This is a genomic window from Streptomyces sp. BB1-1-1, from assembly GCF_031597775.1.
Taxonomy (GTDB): domain Bacteria; phylum Actinomycetota; class Actinomycetes; order Streptomycetales; family Streptomycetaceae; genus Streptomyces; species Streptomyces thinghirensis.
Genome location: NZ_CP134203.1, coordinates 7,940,630 through 7,964,672, shown reverse-complemented (window position 1 = coordinate 7,964,672; position 24,043 = coordinate 7,940,630). Strand labels below are relative to the sequence as shown.

At 72.8% G+C, this 24,043-nt stretch carries 24 protein-coding genes and 1 pseudogene; 9 read left to right on the top strand and 16 right to left on the bottom strand.

Going from position 1 to position 24,043, the window contains the following annotated elements; all coding sequences use genetic code 11:
- Positions 1-21: 21 nt before the first annotated feature.
- From RI578_RS36560 to RI578_RS36540, 5 genes are all read right to left on the bottom strand, one after another.
- Positions 22-1,179: a SchA/CurD-like domain-containing protein gene (locus RI578_RS36560; protein ID WP_310875089.1), complete on the bottom strand. Its 1,158-nt coding sequence runs from the start codon at positions 1,177-1,179 to the stop codon at positions 22-24.
- A 152-nt stretch (positions 1,180-1,331) separates the two neighbouring features.
- Complete coding sequence (locus RI578_RS36555) at positions 1,332-2,000, bottom strand: class F sortase (RefSeq protein WP_310875088.1); 669 nt, start codon at positions 1,998-2,000, stop codon at positions 1,332-1,334.
- Positions 2,001-2,105: 105 nt separating this feature from the next.
- Positions 2,106-2,678, bottom strand: a complete 573-nt coding sequence (locus tag RI578_RS36550) for a hypothetical protein (protein WP_310875087.1) — start codon at positions 2,676-2,678, stop codon at positions 2,106-2,108.
- 509 nt (positions 2,679-3,187) lie between these two features.
- Positions 3,188-4,015: an alpha/beta hydrolase gene (locus RI578_RS36545; RefSeq protein WP_310875086.1), complete on the bottom strand. Its 828-nt coding sequence runs from the start codon at positions 4,013-4,015 to the stop codon at positions 3,188-3,190.
- A 195-nt stretch (positions 4,016-4,210) separates the two neighbouring features.
- Positions 4,211-6,121, bottom strand: coding sequence for a SpoIIE family protein phosphatase (locus RI578_RS36540; protein ID WP_310875085.1), 1,911 nt, complete (start codon positions 6,119-6,121; stop codon positions 4,211-4,213).
- Between the two features lie 130 nt (positions 6,122-6,251).
- Between RI578_RS36540 and RI578_RS36535 the strand changes: the two genes are divergently transcribed.
- Positions 6,252-6,953: a hypothetical protein gene (locus tag RI578_RS36535; RefSeq protein WP_310875084.1), complete on the top strand. Its 702-nt coding sequence runs from the start codon at positions 6,252-6,254 to the stop codon at positions 6,951-6,953.
- Positions 6,954-6,986: 33 nt separating this feature from the next.
- Here the strand turns inward: RI578_RS36535 and RI578_RS36530 are convergent, their stop codons facing one another.
- Both RI578_RS36530 and RI578_RS36525 read right to left on the bottom strand, forming a co-directional pair.
- A complete protein-coding gene (locus RI578_RS36530; protein WP_310875083.1) occupies positions 6,987-7,427 on the bottom strand; it encodes an ATP-binding protein in 441 nt (146 codons plus the stop codon).
- Positions 7,428-7,549: 122 nt separating this feature from the next.
- Positions 7,550-8,287, bottom strand: coding sequence for a class I SAM-dependent methyltransferase (locus tag RI578_RS36525; protein WP_310875082.1), 738 nt, complete (start codon positions 8,285-8,287; stop codon positions 7,550-7,552).
- A 98-nt stretch (positions 8,288-8,385) separates the two neighbouring features.
- Here RI578_RS36525 and RI578_RS36520 point away from each other — a divergent pair, with 98 nt between their 5' ends.
- On the top strand, positions 8,386-9,354 hold the full coding sequence (locus RI578_RS36520) for a LysR family transcriptional regulator (protein ID WP_310875081.1): 969 nt from the start codon (positions 8,386-8,388) through the stop codon (positions 9,352-9,354).
- A gap of 82 nt (positions 9,355-9,436) precedes the next feature.
- Here RI578_RS36520 and pgm read toward each other — a convergent pair whose 3' ends face one another.
- The 4 genes from pgm to RI578_RS36500 form a co-directional block, all read right to left on the bottom strand.
- Complete coding sequence (gene pgm, locus RI578_RS36515) at positions 9,437-11,077, bottom strand: phosphoglucomutase (alpha-D-glucose-1,6-bisphosphate-dependent) (RefSeq protein ID WP_310875080.1); 1,641 nt, start codon at positions 11,075-11,077, stop codon at positions 9,437-9,439.
- Between the two features lie 136 nt (positions 11,078-11,213).
- Positions 11,214-11,642, bottom strand: coding sequence for a hypothetical protein (locus RI578_RS36510; RefSeq protein WP_310875079.1), 429 nt, complete (start codon positions 11,640-11,642; stop codon positions 11,214-11,216).
- 206 nt (positions 11,643-11,848) lie between these two features.
- Positions 11,849-12,589, bottom strand: a complete 741-nt coding sequence (locus tag RI578_RS36505) for a peptidase E (protein ID WP_310875078.1) — start codon at positions 12,587-12,589, stop codon at positions 11,849-11,851.
- 46 nt (positions 12,590-12,635) lie between these two features.
- Positions 12,636-13,571, bottom strand: coding sequence for a LysR family transcriptional regulator (locus tag RI578_RS36500; protein WP_310875077.1), 936 nt, complete (start codon positions 13,569-13,571; stop codon positions 12,636-12,638).
- Between the two features lie 94 nt (positions 13,572-13,665).
- On the opposite strand from RI578_RS36500, the gene mdlC reads away from it, so the two are divergent.
- From mdlC to RI578_RS36485, 3 genes are all read left to right on the top strand, one after another.
- Positions 13,666-15,246: a benzoylformate decarboxylase gene (mdlC, locus tag RI578_RS36495; RefSeq protein ID WP_310875076.1), complete on the top strand. Its 1,581-nt coding sequence runs from the start codon at positions 13,666-13,668 to the stop codon at positions 15,244-15,246.
- 76 nt (positions 15,247-15,322) lie between these two features.
- Positions 15,323-16,777, top strand: coding sequence for a benzaldehyde dehydrogenase (locus tag RI578_RS36490; RefSeq protein ID WP_310875075.1), 1,455 nt, complete (start codon positions 15,323-15,325; stop codon positions 16,775-16,777).
- Positions 16,778-16,843: 66 nt separating this feature from the next.
- Positions 16,844-18,097 carry an aromatic acid/H+ symport family MFS transporter gene (locus RI578_RS36485; RefSeq protein ID WP_310875074.1) on the top strand — a complete coding sequence of 418 codons (1,254 nt, stop codon included), beginning with the start codon at positions 16,844-16,846 and terminating at the stop codon, positions 18,095-18,097.
- A gap of 97 nt (positions 18,098-18,194) precedes the next feature.
- On the opposite strand, the gene RI578_RS36480 is transcribed toward RI578_RS36485, so the two are convergent.
- Both RI578_RS36480 and RI578_RS36475 read right to left on the bottom strand, forming a co-directional pair.
- On the bottom strand, positions 18,195-18,950 hold the full coding sequence (locus RI578_RS36480) for a PepSY domain-containing protein (protein WP_310875073.1): 756 nt from the start codon (positions 18,948-18,950) through the stop codon (positions 18,195-18,197).
- A 74-nt stretch (positions 18,951-19,024) separates the two neighbouring features.
- Positions 19,025-19,966 (bottom strand): LysR family transcriptional regulator, encoded by a 942-nt coding sequence (locus tag RI578_RS36475; protein WP_310875072.1) that lies wholly within the window; start codon positions 19,964-19,966, stop codon positions 19,025-19,027.
- A gap of 229 nt (positions 19,967-20,195) precedes the next feature.
- Here RI578_RS36475 and snpA point away from each other — a divergent pair, with 229 nt between their 5' ends.
- Together snpA and RI578_RS36465 are read left to right on the top strand one after the other, a co-directional pair.
- The gene (snpA, locus tag RI578_RS36470) at positions 20,196-20,879 is read left to right on the top strand and encodes a snapalysin (protein WP_310875071.1); all 684 of its coding nucleotides are present in this window, start codon (positions 20,196-20,198) and stop codon (positions 20,877-20,879) included.
- Between the two features lie 134 nt (positions 20,880-21,013).
- Positions 21,014-21,274: a hypothetical protein gene (locus tag RI578_RS36465; protein WP_310875070.1), complete on the top strand. Its 261-nt coding sequence runs from the start codon at positions 21,014-21,016 to the stop codon at positions 21,272-21,274.
- Between the two features lie 11 nt (positions 21,275-21,285).
- Here the strand turns inward: RI578_RS36465 and RI578_RS36460 are convergent, their stop codons facing one another.
- On the bottom strand, positions 21,286-21,969 hold the full coding sequence (locus tag RI578_RS36460; protein ID WP_310875069.1) for an adenosylcobinamide amidohydrolase: 684 nt from the start codon (positions 21,967-21,969) through the stop codon (positions 21,286-21,288).
- Positions 21,970-22,128: 159 nt separating this feature from the next.
- Between RI578_RS36460 and RI578_RS36455 the strand changes: the two genes are divergently transcribed.
- Positions 22,129-22,479: a hypothetical protein gene (locus tag RI578_RS36455; protein ID WP_310875068.1), complete on the top strand. Its 351-nt coding sequence runs from the start codon at positions 22,129-22,131 to the stop codon at positions 22,477-22,479.
- A 64-nt stretch (positions 22,480-22,543) separates the two neighbouring features.
- On the opposite strand, the pseudogene RI578_RS36450 reads toward RI578_RS36455, so the two are convergent.
- Positions 22,544-22,912, bottom strand: a pseudogene (locus tag RI578_RS36450) (hemin transporter); the annotation flags it as partial.
- A 136-nt stretch (positions 22,913-23,048) separates the two neighbouring features.
- The gene (nsrR, locus tag RI578_RS36445; RefSeq protein WP_310875067.1) at positions 23,049-23,495 is read right to left on the bottom strand and encodes a nitric oxide-sensing transcriptional repressor NsrR; all 447 of its coding nucleotides are present in this window, start codon (positions 23,493-23,495) and stop codon (positions 23,049-23,051) included.
- Positions 23,496-23,597: 102 nt separating this feature from the next.
- Between nsrR and RI578_RS36440 the strand changes: the two genes are divergently transcribed.
- Positions 23,598-24,029 (top strand): hypothetical protein, encoded by a 432-nt coding sequence (locus tag RI578_RS36440; RefSeq protein WP_310875066.1) that lies wholly within the window; start codon positions 23,598-23,600, stop codon positions 24,027-24,029.
- The last annotated feature ends 14 nt before the right edge of the window (positions 24,030-24,043 follow it).

The following is a 24,043-nucleotide window of genomic DNA, read 5'->3' as shown; positions in this document are numbered from 1 at the left end:
GCGTGCCGTGAGCGGGGCGGATCAGGCGTCCGGCGCGCGGCGGTCGGTGACGAGTCGCATGCGAGCGCCCCGGAGAGCGCGGGCGAGGTCACCGCCCGTCGGCGCGGAGGCGTCGCCACCGGCGGGGTCGTCCAGGAGTGTCGTCAGCTCGGCCACCTGTCCGGGGTCCGTGAGCCCGAGGGAAAGCGCCGGGTCGCCGGCGTCGAGACCGCCTCGTACGTCGACCAGCCGTACCACTACGTCGTCGCGCTGGAAGATCGTGCTGCACAGGACCGGGCTGCGCGGATCGTCCGCCGCCGCCTCGTCGCGGTCGGCGAGCAGTTGGGCCAGCCGCATGCCGCGGCCCGGCCGGGCCGGGTACGACAACGCGTGCCGCCGCGCCGCCGGATCCTCCTGCCCCGCGGTCACATGGTGGACGGCGGGCAGCGCCGCCCGCGTGTAGAACACCCGGGCGGACTCCGGGTCGCCGAGGTCCCGGTCCTGCTCCAGATACGGGTTGATGGCCTCCTCGACGGCCCGCACCTCGGGCTGCTCGGCCACGTGCCGCAGGGCCGCGAGCAGGTCGCCGCGCACCTCGATGGCCCGCACCACCCGGTTGCCGTGCAGGAACAGGGAGGTACGGCACAGCCGTGTGGTGTCGTCGACCCGCGGCTCGGGCGAGGCGTAGTCGGCGAGGATCTTCCCGACCGCTTCCTCGCTGCCCGGCTTCACCGTGAAGGTGAGCGCGTGCCGGATCACTCCGTCACCGATCCGGGGCGACGTCTGGAGTCCGCCCCGGGCGGTCCCGTCACCCGCCGCCGGGTGGCTCGTCTCGCGGACGACGTGGAAGCGCAGCGACCTGGTGTCCCGGACGCAGCTGTGCAGCGGCTTCACCATCCGCACGTGCTCTTCGCTGCTCACCCAGTTCAGGAAGGGCGGGGCACTCTCCCACTCGCTGGTGATGAGCCACTGGGAGGGGTTCTCGATGGACTGGCACAGCTGCTCGCCGAGGTGCCCGGGAACGGACTCGACGTGGCTGCGCAGCTGCTCGTACGTCTCGAGGAACTGCTGCTGGGCCCCGTCGTAGACCTCCACCAGCAGGACGACCCGGAGTCTGGAGCCGTCGAACACCGACTGGGAGACATGGTGCGACACCTGTCGCGTCAGCGGTTCGGTAACAGGGGTGGATGTGGTGGTCATCCTGCGCACATCTCCTTCGCGGGGGCGGAACTGAACATCGGCCGCGGTGATACGACGCCGGCGTGCCTCGATCCTGTGCCCGGCCCCGCGGGCGCGCGACTCGTATGCACTGCGCGGGTGACCGGGCGGCGCCGGGGCGGCGCGTGCGGGACTCAGGTGAGGTGTGCGAAGACCACCAGGTTGTCCGTGTAGTCCTTGGCCTTGCGGTCGTAGTCGCCCGCGCAGGTGATGAGCCGTACCTCGGCCCGGTCCCCGTCGCCGTACACGCGCTTGCTGGGGAAGTCGTCCTTGTCGAAGGTCTCCACGTCGTCGACCACGAAGGAGGCCTTGCGTCCGTCGGCTCTCTCGACGTGGAAGACGTCGCCCTCCTCCAGTTGGCCGAGGCGGGCGAAGACGGCCGCCGACGTCTTGGTGTCCACGTGCCCGGCGATGATCGAGGTGCCCTCCTCCCCGGGGGATGCGCCCTTGGCGTACCAGCCGACGAGGTTGGTGTCGTCCGGGGGCGGGGCCTGGAGCTGTCCGTTCGCGCCGATGGCGAGGTCGGTGAAGGGCGCGTCGACGGAGATCTCCGGGATGCGCAGGCGTACCGGCTTCGACCGTGGCAGGTCCGTCTCCGGCTCGCCCGAGGCGGGCGGGGCCGACGGGGCGGACGCGCCGGGCTGCGCGGCGAGCGGCGGGCGGGAGGAGTCGGCCGAGGTGTCGTTGCCGCCGATCAGGCTCACCGCCAGGACCAGCAGGGCCACGGCCAACAGCACCGTCATGCCCGAGCGGGACCCGGTCGGCGCCGGCTCGTCGTCGGCGGGGGAAGGGGGGACTGCCATCGAGGACCACCTCACTGGGTCACGGGCGGACGGGTTGGGGGAAGCGAGCCGGGCCGCCACGCGGTGCCTGGGCGGCGGCCCGACTGCTATCTCGCCCGGCACGGCTCAGGCCGTTCCGTGAGCCGACTTCCTGCGTCGGACGGCGTACAGACCGGTCCCGGCGACGGCCAGGACGGCCAGTCCGCCCGCGGTCGTGGTCGGCGCGTCCAGCCCGCCGCCTCCGGTGTGCATGCCGCCGCGCGGCTTCTCGTGCTCACCGCCGCCCCAGGACTTCTCACCCTCGTCCTGCTTGTGGGTCTCCGAGCCCTGCTTGGAGCCGCCCTCCCAGTCACCCTCGTTCACCGCGGTCAGCGCACCGCCACCCGTGTGCATGCCGCCGCGCGGCTTCTCGTGCTCACCGCCGCCCCAGGACTTCTCACCCTCGTCCTGCTTGTGGGTCTCCGAGCCCTGCTTGGAGCCGCCCTCCCAGTCACCCTCGTTCACCGCGGTCAGCGCACCGCCACCCGTGTGCATTCCGCCACGCGGCTTCTCGTGCTTGCCTCCGTTGTCGTGCTCCTTGCTGTAGGAAGAGTCGTCGTGGTCCCAGTCGCCTCCGACCGCCGCGTAGGCGCCGGGTGCGCCGAGGACGAGGACGGCCGAGGCCGCCGCTGTGGTCAGGAGCATGTGAGCAGAACGCATCTGAGGTTCCTTCCGTCACGACCGGGCAGCTGGTGCTTCGTCAGCTGAGGTGACCCGGCCCCGACGTGATTTACCGTCAGCCAGTCGTCCGTCTCGCACCACTCAAGGCGCTCAGCCGGGTGACGGACCGTCCGGTGAGGGAGCCCTCGCGGTCCCCGTCCACCGTCCGATGGCCGGCGGGTGCGACCGGACGCCTCGGTCCGTCAACTTTCTTGGGTGGTACGGCAGTCGGCGCCGACGGACCGGGGCGGTGGACCACCGTGTCGGCCGGGGCCGGCCGGGCGCGGCCGGAGCGCGGGACTTACTGGAGCAGGTGCCGATCTCGCCCGTTCGGGTGCCTCGGACGGGCGAGCCGCCGCGCGCGCCCACCGGTTTCCGTGCCTCGTTTCGGCGGCTCGACCCACGCGGGTCCGGCCCATGACCGACGACGGCCGCGCCGCTCGGGTGAGCGAGGCGCGGCCGGTCGGGGATCGGGGGTCGGGGTCGAGGGTCAGGGCCGGGTGTCGGGGTTACCTCTCGAGGAACGTCAGGAGGTCCGCGTTGAACCTCTCCTTGTCGCCGGGCACCATGGCGATGCCGTGGGAGGCCCGCTCGTAGACCTTCAGCTCCGCGCCCTCCACGAGCCGGGCGGTCTTGCGGCCCGTGGCGTCGATGGGGACGATCCGGTCGTCGTCGCCGTGGACGACGAGGGTCGGGACGTCGAACTTCTTCAGGTCCTCGTGGAAGTCGGTGGTGCCGAACGCGTCCACGCAGTCGACGCCGCCCTGGATGGTCTGCGCCATCGCCATGTACCAGAAGGCGTCCTTGTTGCCCCGCGTGACCTGGCCGCCGTCGCGGTCGGCGGAGAAGAAGCCGACCGCGGTGTCCTGCCAGAACTGCGAGCGTTCCGCGATGATGCCGGCCTTGAGACCGTCGAACACCGACTGCGGAACGCCCTCGGGGTTGTCCGGCCCCCGCAGCATCAACGGCGTGATCGCGGAGAGCAGGACCACGGAGCGGACCCGCTCGGTGCCGTGCCGGCCGATGTAGCGGGCCAGTTCCCCGCCGCCCATGGAGTGTGCGACGAGGGTGACGTCGCGCAGGTCGAGGGCGGTGATCAGGTCGTGCAGGTCGTCGGCGAAGGTGTCGAAGTCGTAGCCGTCGTAGACCGGCGTGGAACGGCCGTGACCGCGGCGGTCGTGGGCGATGCCGCGGTAGCCGGCGTCGGCCACCGCCTTGAGCTGGTCCTGCCAGGCGTCGCCGTTCAGCGGCCAGCCGTGGATGAGCACGACCGGACGGCCCCGGCCCCAGTCCTTGTAGAAGATGTCGACGCCGTCGCGAGTGGTGCAGATGGGCATGCGCCCTCCGTGGGTCGGGGGCCCGGCCGTGCGGCGGGCCGGTGGGTGGGAGGGACGCCCCGGCACCCTCCGGAAGCCGCCGCGTCCCACAGAAGTCGAACGCACCCGCTCAGCCACCGCACGCAGCACGCCGCCGGACGAGTACGGGAGCAGGGCGGGCACGTGAACGCGTCCCCACGCACCCCCCTCTGCCCGCTACTCGTCCGCCCTCCACTCGTCCGGGTCGACGTGTGTCGGGTCCCGCACCTCGGGCTGCTGGCGGCGGGAGCCGGGAGCGGCCCGGTCCGGGGTGGCCTCGCTGTGCGCGGACTGGGGCGGTGGAGGCGGTGCGGTGTCCCCGGGGGCGCCGACGCCGGCGGCGGGCAGACGCAGGGCGAGCAGGGCGACGTCGTCACCGCGGGGTGTGATGCGGTCGAGCAGCTCGTCGCAGTACTCGTCGATGCTCCGCCCCTCCAGCCGGCGGGCCAGGACGCCGGCGTGGTGGCGGAGCTTGGCCATGCCGAGGTCGATCGGGCGGTCGCGGCTCTCCACCAGACCGTCGGTGTAGAGCAGGAGGATGCTCTCCGGCGGGAGTTCCTCACGTGTGTCGGGCCAGCCCAGACCGAGGCGCAGGGTGGCGCTCATGCCGATGAGCGGGCCGTGTCCGCCCTCCAGGAAGCGGGTCTCCCCGTCCCGCGTGATCAGCAGGGGCGGCGGGTGTCCGGCGTTGACCCAGTGCAGCTGCCAGGGGCCGCCCTCGGGGCCCACGACACGGGCGAAGACGAGCGTGGCCATGGGGGCGTCGCTGGTGTTGGTCACGGCCTCGTCGAGGCGCCGCATGATCACGCTCGGCGGTTCCTGGTGGTCCCAGGCCAGGGCTCGCAGCATGTTGCGGACCTCGGCCATGTGGGCGGCGGCCTGCAGGTCGTGCCCGACCACGTCCCCGATGACCAGGGCCATGACACCGTCGGCGAGCAGAAAGGCGTCGTACCAGTCCCCGCCGACCTCCATGGCGCTCTCGGCGGGCCAGTACCGGGCCGCCATGCGCAGGTGGTCGACCTGCGGGAGGGGTGTCAGCAGCTGGCGTTGCATGGTCTCGGCGACGTTCTGCTGCTCGTGGTAGAGCCGGGCGTTGTCGAGGACCAGTCCGACCCGGCGGCCGATGTCGGCCAGCAGGGCGACCTCGGCCTCGGTGTGGGCGGGATGGTCCCCGGACCTCGCCACGGTCAGAATCCCGTACGACCGTTGCCTGGTGCGGAGCGGGACGACGACGGCCGCGTGGCCGCCGAGCCGTTCGAACAGCGCGCGGTGAGTGGCGGTGAAGGGGTTCCCCGGGTCGTGCAGCACGTCCTCGGCGCTCAGCGGTGCGGGGCGGTCACTGTTGATCAGCCTGGTCAGCGCGGCGCGGGCCGGGTCCGGCAGCGAGGTCACCGGCCCTCTCAGCCGTCCCGCCCGGTGCGGGTGTGTGCCGCTGCGCACCGCGACCCGCTCCAGGACGTCCGACTGCCCCTGGTAGACGTCGACCGCTGCCCACTGGCCCAGCTCCGGCACCAGCAGCCGCAGGAGACGGCGGAGCGTGGCGGAGGTGTGCTCGGAGGGGATCAGTACGGTGGAGATCTCGGCCACCAGGTGCAGTTGGGTGGTGAGTGCCTCCAGGGCGGCGGTGCGCGCCTCGGTCTCCTCCGCGGCGCTTCGGTGCAGGCTGAAGTCGTGGAAGACCAGCACGAGCCCTTCCGGCCGGCCGTCCCTAACCAGCGGGGTGGTGGCCCAGATGATCGGTACCGTGGTGCCGTCCGCCCGCTGGAAGTACTCCTCGCTTCCCTCCTCGGCTAAGACGCCGTGCAGCGGGTTGCGCAGCGCGCACCGCTCGCGCGGCACGGGACTGCCGTCGGCGTGCCGGTGCAGCAGGTCGTGCGCGTCGTGTCCGATCATGTCCGGCGCCGAGCGCCCCAGCAGGTGCTCGGCCCAGGGATTCACCGAGGTGATGCGCGCGGACGGGTCGAGGGTGAGGACACCGGCGCCGAGAGCCTGCAGGACGGCGCGGGCGAAGTCGGGTCCCGGGGCACCGTCCGCTTCTTCGTGCCCTCGCTCGTCGCCCTCCCGGTGGCCCGCCCAGCGTGATGTCACGACCCTCACAGCCTTCCGATGCCGTCCGTCCCGCCAGGTTCCCTCAGCGGGCGGGTACGGACCGCTCCGGAGGGCCGAAGGAGGGAGGTCGGGTAGGCTCCCGGTGCTGATCATGTACCTGGAGGGTTTGGTGCGGACGAAGACCACGACCACGGCGTCGGCCGTGCTGAGCTGTCTGCTGGCCGGGACCCTCGTGGCGGGGTGCGGCGGCGGTGACTCCGGCGGGAACCGGTCCGCCGACGCCATGCTCGAGGACGCCAACGCCGCGATGCGGGCGCTGAAGTCCGTGCGGGTCGACTCCACCAGCACCGCGGCGCAGGGCGGCACCGTCACCATCCGGCTCGTGACCGACCTCGACAGCCGGTGCACCGCGAGGACCGCCTTGTCCGAGGGCGGCCGCCTCGACCAGATCCGGATCGGCGAGACCGACTACGTCCGTCCCGACCGCGCCTACCTGCGGAAGTGGAAGGGCGGGACGAGCGTCACCGGCGAGCAGAAGCTCTGGATCAAGAAGCCGGTGGACGCCGCGCAGCCCGGCGACGGCCTCTCTGCCTGCACGCGCCCCTTCGTCTCCTTCGGCACGGCGAAGAAGGGGACGACCACCCGCGTCGGCGACCGGGAGGCGGTCGAGCTGACCGTGACCGACAAGGAGGACAAGGGCGGGACGTACCGCTTCTACGTCGCCACGCAGGGCAAGCCGTACCTGCTCAAGGCGGTGTACAAGGGCGCCGAGTACGACACGACCACGTCCTTCGCCGACTTCGACGAGCCGCTGGACATCCGGCCTCCGCGGCCGGCCGAGGTGGTCGACGCGGAAGAAGCGCTGCAATGAGGCCGTGAGCGACTCGGGGCGCTGCCGTGCCGTTCACGCGTCGGCGAGCCGTACCGCGGCCCTCATGCGCTTGCCGACCGGTTCCCGGCGCACCTCGAAGCTCTGGCAGACGGCCATGACTATCTCCAGCCCGTGCCGGCCGACCCGGCCCGGGTCCGTGCTCTCGGCCACCGGCAGCACCGGATCGCTGTCCCACACCGTGACCTCCACCCGGTCCTCGGTCAGCTCCAGATCGACCAGTGAGGGGCCTGGCGCGTATTTGCAGGCGTTCGTCAGCAACTCGCTGACCACCAGTTGCACCAGGTCCGTCGCGCGGTCGGACACCGGGAGGCCCTGCGCCGCCCGCACCCGCGCCAGAAACCTCCGGGCCAGCTCGCGGCCCCGGGCGATGTCGCCGGGCATGCCCTCGTACTCTGCCGAAACTTTGACCAGCTCGTTTCTCAGCTGGTCCCCATTCTGGGCAGCCACGTCCATCCGATCCGCCCTCTTCCTGAGCCTTGACCGTTACGCCAGCCCGTCTACCCCCAAAATCCGGGAACACCGGAGAAAACCGGAGAACAGCCCGCCCGATCGGCAGAACTCCGTGGTTCTGCCACTCAGTCGCCCGTGGGGCGCAGGACGAGGCAGAGGAAGCCCAGCGCGTCCCGGTAGACCCGAAGCCATCCGTCGCGGTGGGTGGTGGCCGCCTCGAGTGCCCGCGCACTGTCCGGGTCGGTGGGGTGGTCCAGGGCCCAGGAGGCCAGCGACCCGGTCCAGGACCACTCGTAGTCGTCGAGCTCCCCGCGGGTACTGACGTGCCCGCCGACGGGTGTCCAGCCGTCGGCGACGACCTGCTCCAACGTGGTCGGCAGATCGGTGAGGTCCCCGAGCATCTCGATGGCCTCGGCGGACGGCTCGCCCTCCCAGAAGCCGTCACCGACCAGGACGCGGCCTCCTGGCGCCAGGTGCCGGCGTGCGGCCGCGAGGGTGGCGAGCAGACCGCCGAAGGCGTGCGTGGCGCCGACGCACAGGACGAGGTCGAACCGGTGCGGGGCGGTGAATCGTGCGGCTTCCTGGCGGTGGAGGACCAGGCGGTCCCGCACGCCGAGCCGGTCCGCCGTCTCCCGGGCGTGTGCGAGCGAGATCTCGGAGATGTCGACGCCCTCGGCCGTGAGCCCCGGGTGTTCGGCGAGGGCGCGAAGGAGCCACTCTCCCCCTCCGCAGCCCAGGTCGAGGACGCGCGCGTCGCCATGTGGGACGCCACGTGCCAGCAGCCGGCGTACCGAGTCGTCGTCGAGCGGGGCCGCGATCGGGTGATCGGCATGGGCGAGTCTGGAGATCCTCTGTCGGTCCACCGGCGGAGCCTCGCACAACCGCACCGACGGCGCACCCGGTTTCGGCGGGCGGCCATCCCGGGCGTACAACCACTGGTTGTACTCCTAGGATGGCCGCCGTGGATCTCATCGCCGTACGCACCTTCGTCGCCGTCGCGGAGGCGGGGCAGTTCCAGGTCGCCGCCGCCGAGCTGGCGATCACCCAGCAGGCCGTCTCCAAGCGTGTCGCCGCGCTGGAGCGGGACCTCGGGGTGGCGTTGTTGACCCGCACCCCGCGGGGATCGCGGCTCACCATCGACGGGCAGGCCTTCCTCCCGCACGCGCGTGCGCTCCTCGCCGCCGCGGAGCGGGCCGCCGCCTCGGTGCGGCCGGGGCGGCGGCCGCTGCGCGTCGACGTGATCGGCAGACGGCTCTCCATGGCCGGGGTGCTGCGCGACTTCCACCGGACCCACCCCGAGGTCGACCTCGACGTCGTCACCCTCTTCCACGTCGACGCGGACGCGGCCGTGACCGCCATCCGGTCCGGGGAGATCGACGCGTCCTTCCGCTGCGTCACCATGCCGGGAAGCACCCTGCCCGACGGCGTCGAGGCCACGCCCGTCTTCGACGAGCCGCTCCACCTCTTCACCGGGCCCGCCCACGAGTTCGCGAAGGCCCGGGCGGTGACCCCGGCGCAGCTCTCCGGTCACCGCATCTGGATGCCCGGAAACGTCCCCGGCACCGAGTGGTCGGCCTACTACGACGCGCTCGCCGCCGAGTTCGGGCTCGCCATCGACGCGATCGGCCCCGACTTCGGCGTCGAGGGGCTCCTCGACACGATCGCCGAGTCCTCGACCGTCGCGACCTTCCTCAGCGAGCAGACCCCCCTCGTCTGGCCCGCCGTCCACGATCTGCGACGTATCCCCCTGCGCGACCCGACGCCCGTCTACCCGCACTCCCTGCTCTGGCACGCCGACAACCCGCACCCCGCGCTGACCGTCCTGCGGGCCTACCTCGCCTCCCGGCCGTCCGGTCGTCTCGACACGGAGGTCTGGACACCGGCGTGGGCCCTGCGCTCCCACCCACGGGGCGAGCGCGCCCGGCCGTGATGTGCGCGGCGCGCCCGAGCGGCACGCCCGGGCCGGTCGTCGCTGACCGGCCCGGGTCCGGTTCGAGGGGGCCGGTACGGCGTCAGCCGCCCAGGGCGCCGAGGACGACGAGCTTGGCCTCGTCCTGCACCTGCCGGAGGTGGTCCGCCCCGAGGAACGACTCCCCGTAGATCTTGTACACGTCCTCGGTGCCGGAGGGGCGGGCCGCGAACCAGGCGTTCTCGGTGGTCACCTTGATGCCGCCGATGGCCGCGCCGTTGCCCGGTGCCTCGGTGAGCACGGCGGTGACCGGCTCCCCCGCGAGGGTGTCGGCGGTGACCTGGGCCGGGGACAGCTTGGCCAGGCGGGCCTTCTCCTCGCGGGTCGCGGGCGCGTCGATGCGGGCGTAGGCGGGTTCGCCGAAGCGGGCGGTGAGGGCGGCGTAGTGCTCGGAGGGCGTGCTGCCGGTGACGGCGGTGATCTCCGAGGCGAGCAGCGCCAGGATGATGCCGTCCTTGTCCGTGGTCCACACCGAACCGTCCCGGCGCAGGAAGGACGCCCCGGCGGACTCCTCGCCGCCGAAGCCGAGCGTGCCGTCGACCAGTCCGTCCACGAACCACTTGAAGCCGACGGGTACTTCGACCAGCCGCCGGCCGAGGTCGGCGGCGACCCGGTCGATCATGCCGGAGGACACCAGCGTCTTTCCCACGCCGGCGTCGGCGGGCCACTCGGTGCGGTGGGCGTAGAGGTAGGCGATCGCGGTGGCGAGGTAGTGGTTGGGGTTCACCAGCCCGGCGTCGGGGGTGACGATGCCGTGCCGGTCGGCGTCCGCGTCGTTGCCGGTGGCGATGGTGAAGCGGTCGCGCTGTTCGATGAGCGAGGCCATCGCGTGCGGCGACGAGCAGTCCATGCGGATCTTACCGTCCCAGTCCAGCGTCATGAACCGCCAGGTGGGGTCGGCGAGCGGGTTGACCACCGTCAGGTCGAGGCGGTGCTGCTCGGCGATGCGGCCCCAGTACGCGACGGAGGCGCCGCCCAGCGGGTCGGCGCCGATCCGCACGCCCGCCGACCGGATCGCGTCGAGGTCCAGGACGCTCGGCAGATCCGACACGTACGCGTCGAGGAAGTCGTAGCGGCCGGTGCCGGGCGCGGCGAGCGCCTGGGCGTAGGGCACGCGTCGTACGTCCTTCAGGCCGGCCGCGATGATCTCGTTGGCCCGGTCCTGGATCCAGGAGGTGGCGTCGGAGCCCGCGGGGCCGCCGTTCGGCGGGTTGTACTTGAAGCCGCCGTCGGCGGGTGGGTTGTGCGACGGGGTGACGACCACTCCGTCGGCGAGGCCCGAGGTACGGCCCCGGTTGTGGGTGAGGATGGCGTGCGAGACCGCCGGGGTGGGGGTGTAGCCGTCCGCGGTGTCGACGAGGACGGTCAGGTCGTTGGCCGCGAGCACCTCCAGTGCGGTGATCCTCGCCGGCTCGGACAGGGCGTGCGTGTCGGCGCCCAGGAAGAGCGGGCCGTCGGTGCCCTGTGCGGTGCGGTACTCGCAGATGGCCTGGCTGGTGGCGGCGATGTGGTCGTCGTTGAACGCCGCCGCGAGGGACGATCCGCGGTGCCCGGACGTGCCGAAGGCCACGCGCTGCCCCGGCTCGGCCGGGTCCGGGTGCAGGGCGTAGTACGCCGTCACCAGCCGGGCTACGTCGATCAGGTCCTCGGGGCCGGCCGGCTTTCCGGCTCGGTCGTGCTGCATGCGCCCACTCCTCCGCGTCGGTCGGGACTTCGCTCGCGGTCCCATCTTCCCCTGTCCGGGGTGTGGTCCCGCGTGTTCCTGCCGAGGTGGAGGTACCGGGAGCGCCGGCTGTGCCGGCGCACCGGCCGGCCGGATGTCAGATCCGGCCGCCGGTGAGACGGGTGAGGGGACCGTGCGAGTGTCGTCCGGCGCGGCGTCCCACCGCGTACGACGCGGCGCTCACGGCGGTGATGCCGGCGCCCACGCCCGCGGCGACGAGCTTGCGGTGGGCGATGGCCGTCCACGCCGTCTTCGCCGTGGCCGCGACCTGGCCCGAGGTGGTGACGACCGCCTGGCGGCCGGCCGCGACGCCCTTGGCCGCCGTCTGCACGGCGCCGTTCGCGGCCTCGGCCGAACGCTGGGCGCCGGCCTTGGCCGCCGACGCCGCGTCACCGGCCCTGTCCGCGGCGGCCCGGCTCGCCCGGGAGGCGGGTGCCGTCGCCTTGTCGGCGGCGCCGCGGGCCTTGGCCTCGGCGGTCCGGGTGCTGGTGGGCTTCTTGTTCGTGTCCTTGTTCGGATCGCTCATGGAGACCGCCTTGCCCCTCACCGCGGCGGCAAACACCAACGGCCCTCCCGGTGCTCAACGGGCTCGCGCCGTCCGGGTTTTGACGCCGGAGGCCGAGCACGGTCCCGGCGGCGTGGACGTCGGTCAGGGTGCCGACCGTCTCGCCGCGGAGCGTGTGGAGGTCGCCGGTGGTGCGCAGGTGTCCGAGCCGTGACCGCGCCGAGCCGTCATCGTCGCGGACCGGGCAACTCGCGTGGCTCGACGCGCTCCTCCACCGCCGTGTCGCCCTCGCGTACGACCACGTAGGCGCCCTTGCCCGGGACCTCCGTGACCGCCTCGACCAGTTCGGTGCCGCGGTAGACGAGGCCGACGCCGTCGTCCGTGCAGTGGGCCGCCGGGAAGGTGCCGTCGGCGACGAGGCGGTGGATCAGGGGGCGGCGTCCCGGGTCGACGTCGTAGTGCACGCCGTTGCCGTAGGGCAGGAAGCCCAGCGCGTCGGTGACCGGGCGCAGTTCGGGGCCGAAGGAGTCGGTCGCGCCGCCCCGGAACCAGCAGAGGGATCCCGCGCTCACGCCGCTGAGCACGACGCCCGCCTCCCAGGCCCGGCGCAGGATCCGGTCCAGGCCGTGCACGCGCCACACGGCCAGCAGGTTCGCCACCGAGCCGCCCATGACCCACACGACGTCCTGGGCGAGCACGGTCTCCGCCACGTCCTCGACGTTGGGCATGGGGAACAGGTGCAGCGGTGTCAGGTCGAACCCGGCGACGCGGGCCGCCTCCGTCATGCGGGCGGTGAAGTGCTCGGCGTCCCCTATGGCGGTGCCCACGTACAGGACGCGGGGGCGGCGGCCGTGCGCGCCCGAGAGGTCCACGGCGTGATGGACCAGGGCGTCGAAGGTCACCATGGTCCGGCCGCCCGCTCGGTGTCCGCCGGAGGTGGCGAGGATGGTCGGTTCCGGTGCCGTCATGCGGGTGATCCTAACGACGACTGGCGGGCGGCTCGGTGACAGGCCGTCAGCGGGCGGCGGTCGGCGGCAGCTGGGCCGGGCTCACCTGCTCGCCCAGCACCTGGGCCATGAACTGCACCAGCCACCGCTGCGCCGGGCTGCGCGAGGACTCGTGCCGTGCGTACAGGGCGATCTCGATCGGCTCGGTCTCGAAGGGCAGCCGCACCAGACGCACCCGGTGGGAGGCGGTGAAGACCTCGCCGACGTACTCGGGGACGATGGCGATCAGGTCGGTCTGCTCCAGCAGGTAGGGCAGCATCGAGAACCGGGTGGCGTCCACGGCCACGCGCTCCAGCAGCCCGTGCGCGGCCAGCACGGCCCGGGGCGCGACGTGCCCGCTCGGCCCGAACACCGTCGCGTGGTGCTCGGCCGCGAGGTCCGGCAGCGTGACCGCGTCACCCCGCACGCGCGGATGGTCCGCGGCGACCATGAGGACGTAGCGCTCCCGGAACAGCGGGATCCGCACCGTCAGGTGCGAGGTGATCACCGGGGTGGCCACGAAGGCGTCGAGGTCGCCGCGGCGCAGCTGGCTCTCGGCGTCCTCCACGTCGAACGGGCGGACGGTGAACGACACCGCCGGCGCACGCTCGCGCGCCGCGGCGAGCAGCCTCGGCAGGAGGGTCGCCTCGCCGAGGTCGGAGAGGGCGATCGTGAAGCGGCCCGACATGGTCCCGGGGTCGAAGGCATCGCCCTGCCGGACCGTCCCGTCGATCTCCGCCAGGGCGCGCTGGAGCGGCTCGTACAGCCGTCGGGCGCCGGCCGTGGGCGTGAGCCCGCGTCCGTTGCGGCGGAACAGCTCGTCGTCGAAGTGCCGCCGGAGCTTGCCCAGGCTGTAGCTCACGGTGGGCTGCGTGACGTGGAGCGTCTCCGCGGTGGCCGTGACGCTGCCGGTCTCGTACAGGAGGACGAAGACGCGGGCCAGGTTGAGATCGAAGGTGCCCATATCGATGGACTCTATATCGGCATGCCGAAACATCTATTGGTGCCCATGTCGCGGGGTGCCTAGCGTGTCGGACGTCACTTCGAAAGGAACGTCCGTGCCATCCGTGCGTCGTGTCTCCCACGATTTCCTGGAGCGCCAGGGGCTCACCACCGTCTTCGGCAATCCGGGCTCCAACGAGCTGCCCTTCCTCGCCGGCCTGCCCGACGGCTTCCGCTACGTCCTCGGGCTGCACGAGGGCGCCGTCGTCGGCATGGCCGACGGCTACGCCCAGGCGACCGGCCGCCCCGTCCTGGTCAACCTGCACGCCGCCTCGGGTTCGGGCAACGCGATGGGCGCGCTGACCAACGCCGTGGCCTCGCGCACCCCGCTCGTGGTGGTGGCCGGCCAGCAGGTGCGGCCCGCCATCGGCCCGGAGGCCAACCTGGCGAGCGTCGACGCGCAGAGCCTGATGAAGCCGCTGGTCGGCTGGGCGGCGGAGCCGGCGTGCGCCGAGGACGTGCCGCGCGCGCTCGCCCAGGCCGTCTTCGAGGCGCGGCTCCAGCAGCGGCCGACCTATCTCTCCGTCCCCTACGACGACTGGTCGGCCGAGGCCGACGACAACGCCCTGGCGGTGCTCGACCGGCGGGTCGAGCGGGCCTCCGCGCCCGGCGGTGAGCACGCCCGCCGGCTCGTCGAGCAGGTCGCCTCCGCACGGCGCCCCGCGCTGGTGCTGGGCGGCGACATCGACTCGGCCGGCCGCTTCGACGACGCCGTCCGGCTGGCCGAGCGCCTGGGCGGCCCGGTGTGGGCGGCTCCCTCGCTCTTCCGGCTGCCCTTCCCCAACCGGCATCCGCAGTTCCGGGGCGTGCTGCCCGCCGGGATCGCGCCGATCTCCGAGGCCTTCGAGGGGCACGACCTCGTACTGGTGCTGGGCGCGCCGGTGTTCCGGTACCACGAGTACCTTCCCGGCCGGTACCTGCCGGAGGGCACCCGCTTGATCCAGGTGACCGAGGACGCGTCGGCCGCCGCGCGGGCGCCGATGGGCGAGGCGCTGGTCGCCGACCCCGGGGCCGTCATCGACCTGCTGCTGAAGGCACTCGACGCGCCGGGAACGCCCGCGGGCCCCTACCGGCCCGCACCCGAGCCGCTCACCGCCGAGGGAACGGGCCTCCACCCCGAGCAGGTCTTCGCCGCGCTGCGCGACGAACTGCCCGAGGACACCGCGTACGTCGTCGAGTCGACGTCGACCAACTCCGCGTGGTGGCGCCAGATGGACCTGCGCCGCCAGGGCTCGTACTACTTCCCGGCGGCCGGAGGACTCGGCTTCGGGCTGCCCGGCGCGGTCGGCGTCGCGATGGCCCAGCCCGACCGCCCGGTCGTCGGCGTGATCGGGGACGGCTCGGCCAACTACGGCATCACCGCCCTGTGGACGGCGGCGCAGCACCGGGTCCCGCTGACCGTCGTGCTGCTGCGCAACGGCACGTACGGGGCGCTGCGCTGGTTCGGCGGTCTGCTCGGCGTGCCGGACGCCCCCGGGCTGGACATCCCGGGGCTGGACTTCACCCGCATCGCGGAGGGCTACGGCGTCCGCGCCCAGCACGTCGGCGGCGCCGAGGAGTTGCGCGCCGTGCTCGCCGAGCGACCGGGCCATCCCCGTCTCATCCAGGTGGACACGGCGCTCACCACGCCCTCCTGAGAGACGACTTGACCGGCCGAGCGCCCGGAGCCGCCGACGCGCTCGGCACCCGAAGATCCCGAAGAAGGGGAAGACGATGACACTCCTGGACAGCGACGTCTGGGGCGGGAAGTTCTTCAGCGACGGCTGGCAGGACTCCCCCGCCGAGCAGCCGGTGACCGAGCCGGCGACCGGCGACCGGCTCGGCACGGTGGGCCTCGCCACGGCCGAGGACGTCGGCCGCGCCGCGGCCCGGGCCGCCGAGGCCCAGCGAGAGTGGGCGGCGACCTCGCCGCAGCGGCGGGCCGCCGTGCTGCGCCGCGCGGGCGACCTCTTCACCGAGCACGCCGCCGAGATCGAGGACTGGCTGGTGCGCGAGGCCGGCTCGGTCCGGTCCAAGGCCGGCTTCGAGGTGGGGCTCGCCGTGGGCGAGTGCTTCGAGTGCACGGGCCTGCCGACGCATCCGCAGGGCGAGGTGCTCACCTCGGAGGAGGCCCGCTGGTCACTCGCCCGCCGCCGGCCCGCCGGTGTCGTGAGCGTGATCGCGCCCTTCAACTTCCCGCTCATCCTCGGCCTGCGCTCCGTGGCCCCGGCGCTCGCCCTCGGCAACGCCGTACTGCTCAAGCCGGATCCGCGCACCGCGGTCAGTGGCGGCGTCGTCATCACCCGGATCTTCGAGGAGGCCGGGCTCCCCGCCGGTGTCCTGCATCTGCTGCCGGGCGACGGCTCGGTGGGCCGGGCGGTCGTCGAGGCTCCGGAGGTCCGGGTGATCTCCTTCACCGGGTCCACGCCGGTCGGGCGGGCCATCGGCGAGCAGGCCGGGCGGCTGCTGAAGCGGGCCCATCTGGAGCTGGGCGGGAACAACGCGCTGGTCGTGCTGCCCGGCGCGGACGTGCCGAAGGCCGCCTCGGCGGGGGCCTTCGGCTCCTACCTGCACCAGGGGCAGATCTGCATGACGACCGGTCGGCACATCGTGCACGAGTCGCTGGTGGAGGAGTACACCGCCGCACTCGCCGCGAAGGCCGAGGCGCTGCCGGTCGGTGACCCCGCCCGCGAGGACGTGGCGCTGGGCCCGATCATCGACCGCCGCCAACTGGAGCGCGTGCACGGCATCGTCACCGACAGCGTCGCGGCGGGCGCGAAGGTCGCCGCGGGCGGCGAGATCGACGGCGCCTGTTACCGCGCCACCGTCCTGACCGGCCTGACGACCGAGATGCCGGCGTGGCGCGAGGAGATCTTCGGCCCCGTCGCCCCCGTCATCTCCTTCTCCACCCTGGAGGAGGCCGCGCGGATCGTCGACGACTGCGAGTACGGGCTGTCGGTCGGCATCCTCGGGGACGTCGGGACGGCGATGAAGCTCGCCGACCGGATCGACTCCGGCAAGGTCCACATCAACGAGCAGACCGTGAGCGACGAGCCCAACGCTCCCTTCGGCGGGGTCAAGGCCTCCGGTACCGGGTCCCGCTTCGGCGGCGCCGCGGCCAACGTCGAGGCGTTCACCGAGACCCAGTGGGTCACGGTCCGCCCGGACATCGCCGACTACCCGTTCTGACCCTTCCGGCCACCCCGGCCGTTCCGGTTCCGCTCACTCACACCCGTCCCCGGGGGGAGAGTCACCATGGCTTCCGCCACCACGTCCGGCGCGCCCGCGAAGGCAGGCCGCGCCGGCAACAGCACCTGGACGGTGATCCTGTGCTGGATCACCGTCCTGCTGGAGGGCTACGACCTCGTCGTCCTCGGCGCCATCATCCCCACCCTGCTCAAGACCCACCACCTCGGCATGACCGCGGGCGACGCGACCACCATCGCGACGCTCTCGCTCGTGGGCGTCGCGATCGGCGCGGTCTGCGTCGGTCCGCTGGCCGACCGGCTGGGGCGCCGCCGCCTGCTCATCGGCTCGGTGGTGCTGTTCTCGCTCTTCACCATCGTGGTGCCGCTGGCGAACTCCGTCGCGATGTTCGCCGCGCTCCGCCTGATCGCCGGTCTGGGCCTGGGTGCCTGCATGCCGGTCTCGCTCACCATGATGGCCGAGCAGATGCCGGCCAGCCGCCGGGCGCGGGCCAGCACGCTGACGATGACCGGCTACCACACCGGTGCGGTGATCACCTCGCTGCTCGCCCTCCAGGTGACCGACGACTGGGAGATCCTCTTCTACCTGCTCGGCGTCGTCGGCCTCGTGGTCGCCGCCGTCCAGTGGTTCAAGCTGCCGGAGTCGGAGGCCTTCGTCCGGGCCAAGCAGGACGGGGACCGGCGGGTGCCGTTCACCGAACTGCTCAAGCCGGCCTACCTGCGGGCGGGCATCGGCATCTGGGTCGCGTCGTTCATGGGTCTGCTGCTGGTCTACGGTCTCAACACCTGGCTGCCGAAGCTGATGAACGACGCCGGCTACCCGGTGCCCACGGCCGTCACCCAGCTCCTCGTGCTCAACATCGGCGGCGTCGTCGGCCTGGTCGTCGGCGGGTTCGTCGCCGACCGGCGGGGCATCAAGGGCACCACGATGGTCTGGTTCGCCGTCTCGGTGGTCATGCTCGGGTGCCTGAGCATCAAGATGGAGAGCGACCTGCTGCTCAACGTCATCGTCTTCTTCACCGGCGTGTTCGTCTTCTCCGCCATGGTGCTCGTCTACGCCTATGTGACGAGCTTCTACCCGGCGTCCGTGCGCAGCACCGCGCTCGGCTCGGCGTCCGGGATCGGCCGGATCGGCTCGATCGTCGGCCCGTCGATCACCGGTGCACTGGTCGCCTCGGGGATCGGTCACCCGTGGGGGTTCTACTTCTTCGCCGCGGTGGCGGTCTGCGGCTTCCTTGCCGTGCTGACGCTGCCCCGCACGGCGGCGGCCGGACGGGCGGAGGCGGTGGAGCCGGCCGCCTGAGACCTCCGGGCACACATGACGGGAGCAGCGGGGTGACTCCACCCGGCTGCTCCCGCCGTGCTGCTTCGGTTCTTCTCGCGGTGTTCGGGGTCGGCGCTCAGTCGCGGTCCACGTGCTCGCGCAGGATCTTGCCGTTGGCCGCGTCGACGTCCACGGTCGTCTTGTTCCAGTTGTCGGTCGACACCACGTCGACGCTCCACAGGAGCTGCTGGTTGTCGTTCTCGTCCAGCTCGACGCCGGTGACGGTGCCCTTGGTCTTGTCGGTGGCCACCTTCACCGCCTGCTCCGGCGTCTGCGTCGCCTTCTTCAGCCGGTCGGCGACCTGCTGCTTGTCGTCGGCGTCCTGGTCCTCGACCTGGGTGCGGAAGACCTCGCCGGAGACCGCGTCGACGTCGATCCGGTGCACGGTGCCGTCGGGGGCGGCGACCTTGGCCTCCCACTCGGGGGCGCCCTGGCTGGGAGCCGGGTTCGGCATGCTGGGGCTGGGCGAGCCGGTCGACGCGGTGGCCTCGGCGGACGTGGGCTTCAGTTCGAGGTCGACGAGCTTGCCCTCGGGGACCTCCTTGACGGCGGTGTCGGCCGCCTTGTCCCAGGTGACCTTCGCCTTCGGGACCAGCGCCTGGCGCTCGGCCTGGTCGTCGGTCAGGGTTTCCGAAGGAGAGGGGGAAGCGGTGTCGGTGGCGGAAGCCGTGTTGGTGGGGGACGTGGTGGGGGGAGTTGTCTGAGCCGCCTCGGCGACACTGGAGCGTGTCGTGTCGGCGTTCGTGCAGCCGGTCATCAGGAGGACGGAACTGCCCAGGGCACAGATGACGGCCATCGAACGAAGAGGCGGAAGACGTCGCACAGAGCTCATACACCTCTCCGTAACCATATGACCTTCTTGCCATACCGGTTAGGGCGGAAAACCACCGCAATGGCCGATATGGCTCAGGGGGCCGCCGGTACGAGGCGGGGCCCGAGGTGCTCCAGCCACTCCCGGTACGCGGTGGACTGACGGGCCACCTCCCAGTACGCCTCCTCCAGCGCCGGATAGACGGCGTCCAGCTCGGCCCGGGTCCGCGCGGCCAGCAGCAGGCGTACGCCGAGGGGGTCGCCGTACAGCCGCCGTACGGCCGTGTCGGGGCGGGACTGAGAGCTGGGCTGGCAGACGGTGACCACCTCGCCGGTGGCGACGAGGGACGCGGCGGTGTGGTAGTCGCCGTGCAGGACGCGCGGGTCGAGGCCGACGGCGCGCAGCATGCGGTGCACGCCGTCCCACTCGCCGTCGACGGTGGGGTCGACCATCCAGCGGTCGTCGGCCAGGTCGGCGAGGCGGACGACGGTCCGGGCGGCCGCGGGGTGGTCGGCGGGCAGCATGACGAACTGGGGTTCGCGCTCGACGAGGACCCGCAGCCGCAGGCCCTCGGGGACGTGCAGCGGGCAGCCCTCCACCTCGTGCACGAAGGCGACGTCGAGCTGGCCGTCGGTGACCCTGCGCAGCAGCGCGTTGGCGGAGACGTCCATCTGGAGCGTCGGTTCCAGGCCCGGCCGTCTGAGCCGGCGCAGCCAGCCGGCCAGGGCACGGCTGGCCGTGGAGCCGACGCGCAGCCGGCTGTCACCGCCGGCCGCGGCGGCGCGGGCCTCGCGGACGAGAGTGCGCATGTCGGCCAGCAGCGGACGGGCCCGGCCGAGGACCGTCCGGCCGAGCGGCGTGGGTCGGCAGCCGGTGCGTTCACGAGTGAACAGCGGGCCGCCCAGGGCCTGTTCGATACGGCTCAGCTGGGTGCTCAAGGTGGGCTGGGTGACGCCCAGTTGGCGTGCCGCCCGGTGCAGGCTGCCGGCGTCGGCGATGGCGCACAGTGCGCGTAGGTGCCTCACCTCGAGCTCCATGCAGGGAGCGTAGGGCGGAACAGTTGGTTGCGCCAGGTGAACAAAACGCGGCGGATCAGGGCGAGTTCTGCACTCCGGTCGAAGCTGTTCCGGGGCGGCCGCACGGCGGTGGCCCCGTGGGTGATAGCCCCGCCCTATCACCTGTTGCCATCATCACAGCGGGCTCATGGGCGCTCCACACTCACCGGTGACGACTTCTCTCCCCACTCCCCCACACAAGGAGTCATCGATGCGTATCAGCCTGCCCCTGCTGTCCACCGCGGTCGGCCTCGGCCTGACGGCGGCCGTACTCGGCTCCGGTCCCGCCGCGACGGCCGCCGCTCCCCAGGCGCCGGCCCAGGGCGCCCACGTCGGCTACCAGCCCGCCGCCGGTTCGGGCGAAGACGCCGCCGCCAACCGGGCGTTCTTCGAGGCGGTCATCAAGTCCGTCGCCGAGAAGCGCGCCGCGAACCCGACCTCGACGGCCGCCGTCACCGTCTACTACAGCGCCACCAACGCGCCCAGCTTCCGCTCGCAGATATCCCGCTCCACGCAGATCTGGAACAGCTCGGTCTCCAACGTACGGCTCGCGGAGAGAAGCTCGGGCGCGGACTTCGCGTACTACGAGGGCAACGACTCGCGTGGCTCGTACGCCTCCACGGACGGACACGGCAACGGCTACATCTTCCTCGACTACCGGCAGAACCAACAGTACGACTCGACCCGCGTGACCGCCCACGAGACCGGGCACGTGCTCGGTCTGCCCGACCACTACTCCGGCCCGTGCAGCGAGCTGATGTCGGGCGGCGGCCCCGGCCCGTCCTGCACCAACGCCTACCCGAACGCCAACGAGCGCGGCCGGGTCAACCAGCTGTGGGCGTACGGCTTCAAGGCTGCTCTCGACAAGGCGCTGCAGAAGACCTCTCAGCGCTGATCGCCCGAGGCGGACGCGTGCGTGGGGGCGGCCCGGACCGGGTCGCCCCCCGCCCGTGCGCCCCTCTCCGCTTGCGCAACCTCCCCGCGGGTACCCGGAGTTCACTCTTCAGCGAACCCCCGAAGGAGTCCGACGTGAACGAGCGGCAGGCAGCCACCGGCAACGGTCTCGGCGATCTGGAACCGGGCACCCGGCAGCGCGCGCAGTTGCGCACCCGCCTCGCCGACGTCGCGTGGACGGCGTTGTGCGTCGTACTCGCGCTGTGGGCCGTGTGGAGCGCCGTGGACCTCGCGCGGGGCGCGACGGCGTGGGCGTACTGCGCCGTGGCCTGGGTGCTGTTCGCCGTGGCGCTGGCCCTGCGGGTGGTGGCGGTGCGGCGCAGGACCTCGCTGTAACGGGCCGGGGCTCACGGGCCGGTGGGCAGCGCGGAGAGTACGGCCCGGTGGACCGCCCGGGCCAGCCGGGCTCCCCACTCGGAGCGCGGGCCGGCGAAGGCGTGGGCCCCGGCTCCGGACCGCTCGGCGCGGGCGGCTACGCACACCGCGTCCGTGGGCGTGCCGGAGCAGTCGAGGCCCGCCTCCAGCAGCGCCTGGACCTTTGCCTCGGTCGCCGTCATCACGGCGTTGACCAGGGCGGCGTCGCTCAGCGCGACCGGCAGCGCGGCGATGATGTTGATCGTCCCCGGTGCGGCGGGCGCGGCGGCACCCTGCTCGGGCGAGGCCGCCCAACCGCGTACCGAGATCCCCGCCGTCACCACGGCTTCCACGCCGCCGTCCCGCGCCCGTGCGGAGGCGGACACGTCGGCGGCCGTCATCAGACCCACCCCGGACCCGCGGGCGCCGGCGGCGCGCGCCAGGTCGGCCAGGTGCCGCGCCGGGTCGGTTCGCCGGTAGCCGTGGGCGACCTGGGCGTTGAGCACCCACGCGCGGTCGGCGATCCCCCCGCCCAGCACGGCACTGCTGGCCATCCGCCAGCCCGGTCCGGGGCACCACAGCAGGGCGTGCAGCCGCTCGCCGTCCTCCACCCGTGTCAGCCGCTCCGGGTCCAGCAGGCGGGGCCCGGTACGGGGCGGGGGCAGGAGGGCGGACAACGGTCGGGGCTCCTCGCGTCGATCAGGGTACGGAGGTCGTCGGCGGACCGGACGATCGTACTCAGTGGCGTGTGCACGGCCGCGGGCGCGTTGCGAACGCGGTACCGGGCACCTTCACTGAACACAACTTCGCCACCAGGCGTCGGATCGGAGGCCACGATGCTTTCCCACACCCTGGAGCATGGGGTCCTGGTCATCACGGTGGACCGAGACCCGGGAATCGACGGGCGGGCCACGCTGACCACGCACATCACCAACCTGGTCGACGCCCATCAGCCGACCCCCGTCGTCATCGTCCTCACCGAGCGGGCCGCCGGCCCCGCCTCGGTCAGCGCCGTGCTCCGGGCCCACCAGTGGTGCCGCCGGCTCGGCGTCCTGATGTGCGTCGTCACCCACAGCGCGCCCGTCCGCCGGCTGTTGGAGAACAACTCCGGCACCTCGGGCCCGCGGCTGGTCGTGCACGCCCGCGTCGACACCGCCATCACCACCGCGTTCACCGCAGCGGCCTAACGCCGGTACGGAATTCCCGCGGTGGGCGCGTGCCCGGTCGAGGCCGGCCGTGACCGCTCCCCCGCTACCGCGCTCCGAACCAGAGGTCGGGCCCGAAGACCTCGTAGTGGATGGCCGCCGCGGGCACACCGCGGCGCAGCAGGTCGCCGCGGACGGCGCGCATGAAGGGCACCGGGCCGCACAGGTAGACCGTGAGCCCCTCGGGCAGTTCGAGACCGGCGATGTCCGCGTGGCCGGCCGATGCCTCCGGCGCCCGGTCGCCGGGCTCCTCGTACCAGAGGTGGAGCCGGGCGTCGGGCAGCTCGCGTATCAGGTCGAGCTGTTCCCGGCGGTGGGCGTGCGAGGCGGGGTCGCGGTCGGCGCGGACTACGGTCACCGGCCGGGTGGCGCCGGAGGCGGCCAGGTGGTTCAGCATGGCCAGCATGGGGGTGATGACGGTGGACGATCTCGTACTGGTCGGCGGTGCAGCTCGGGGTGGGCGTCGAACAGCTTCCGGTTCGTTTTTTTCGGTCGCGGCTCGACGGCTCTCGACAGCCCGGCGGTCGACCGCCGACAGCCGAGGCCGCCCGTCACCCGGAGGGGCGGTCCGTCAGTCCGATCAGGACCGGCCCGGTGGGCGAGGCCACCAGGTCGGCCACGGTCAGCGGGTCGAGCGCGGCATAGAACGCCTCCTGCGCGCCGCGCAGCGCGCCCCGCAGTCGGCAGGCCCCGCGCAGCGGGCACGGCGGGTCGTCGTCGCAGGCGACCACCTCACCGTCGCCTTCGAGCTCGCGCACGAGCCGGCCCACCGAGGCGCGCCGCCCCAGGTCGGCCAGCGTCAGCCCGCCGCCGCGACCGCGCCGCGCCTCCACGACGCCGAGGTGCTGAAGACGCGTGACGGTTTTCGCCGCGTGCGTGTACGGCACACCGACGGCCTCGGCCACCTCGCGGGTGGTCAGTGGGTCGTCACCGTCTCCCACGACCGCCAGGCGCATGACGGAACGCAGCGCCAGGTCGGTGAACTTCGTCAGCCGCACAGCCAGGACGCTATCAAATACGCATAATAGATTCGTGTTTACTTACGACCATGGCTCTGTCGAGTGCGTCACCGGACGCCGAGCGACGGACGGTGACACCTGATGGCGGCGGAAGACGGCGGCTCCCCCCGGCCGGCGGCCGGTCCGCCCCTCCCCGGGATCCTGTGCGACATCGCGGAACTCCTGTCCGCCGGCGGGGACGCGCCGGCCGGCGCCCTGTGGAAGCTCGCGGAACCGGGGCGGCAGCTCGACGCCAACGTCGTGCGCGTCCCCGCGGCGGGGCGGGTCGACACGCACACCGAACCGGACCTCGACGTCCTGCTGCTCGTCCTCGACGGTGCGGCGGTCCTCGTCCGCACCGACGGCGAACGCCCCCTGCGCGCGGGCGTCCTGACCTGGCTGCCGCACGGCTCGACCCGTGGCGTCGTCGCCGGCCCGGACGGGGTGACGTACCTGACCGTGCACCGGCGGCGTCCCGGCATGCGGATCCAGCCGCCGGACGCCGCCGACCGGCTCCGGCCCGGCGGCGCCTGAACCGGCGGACGTAC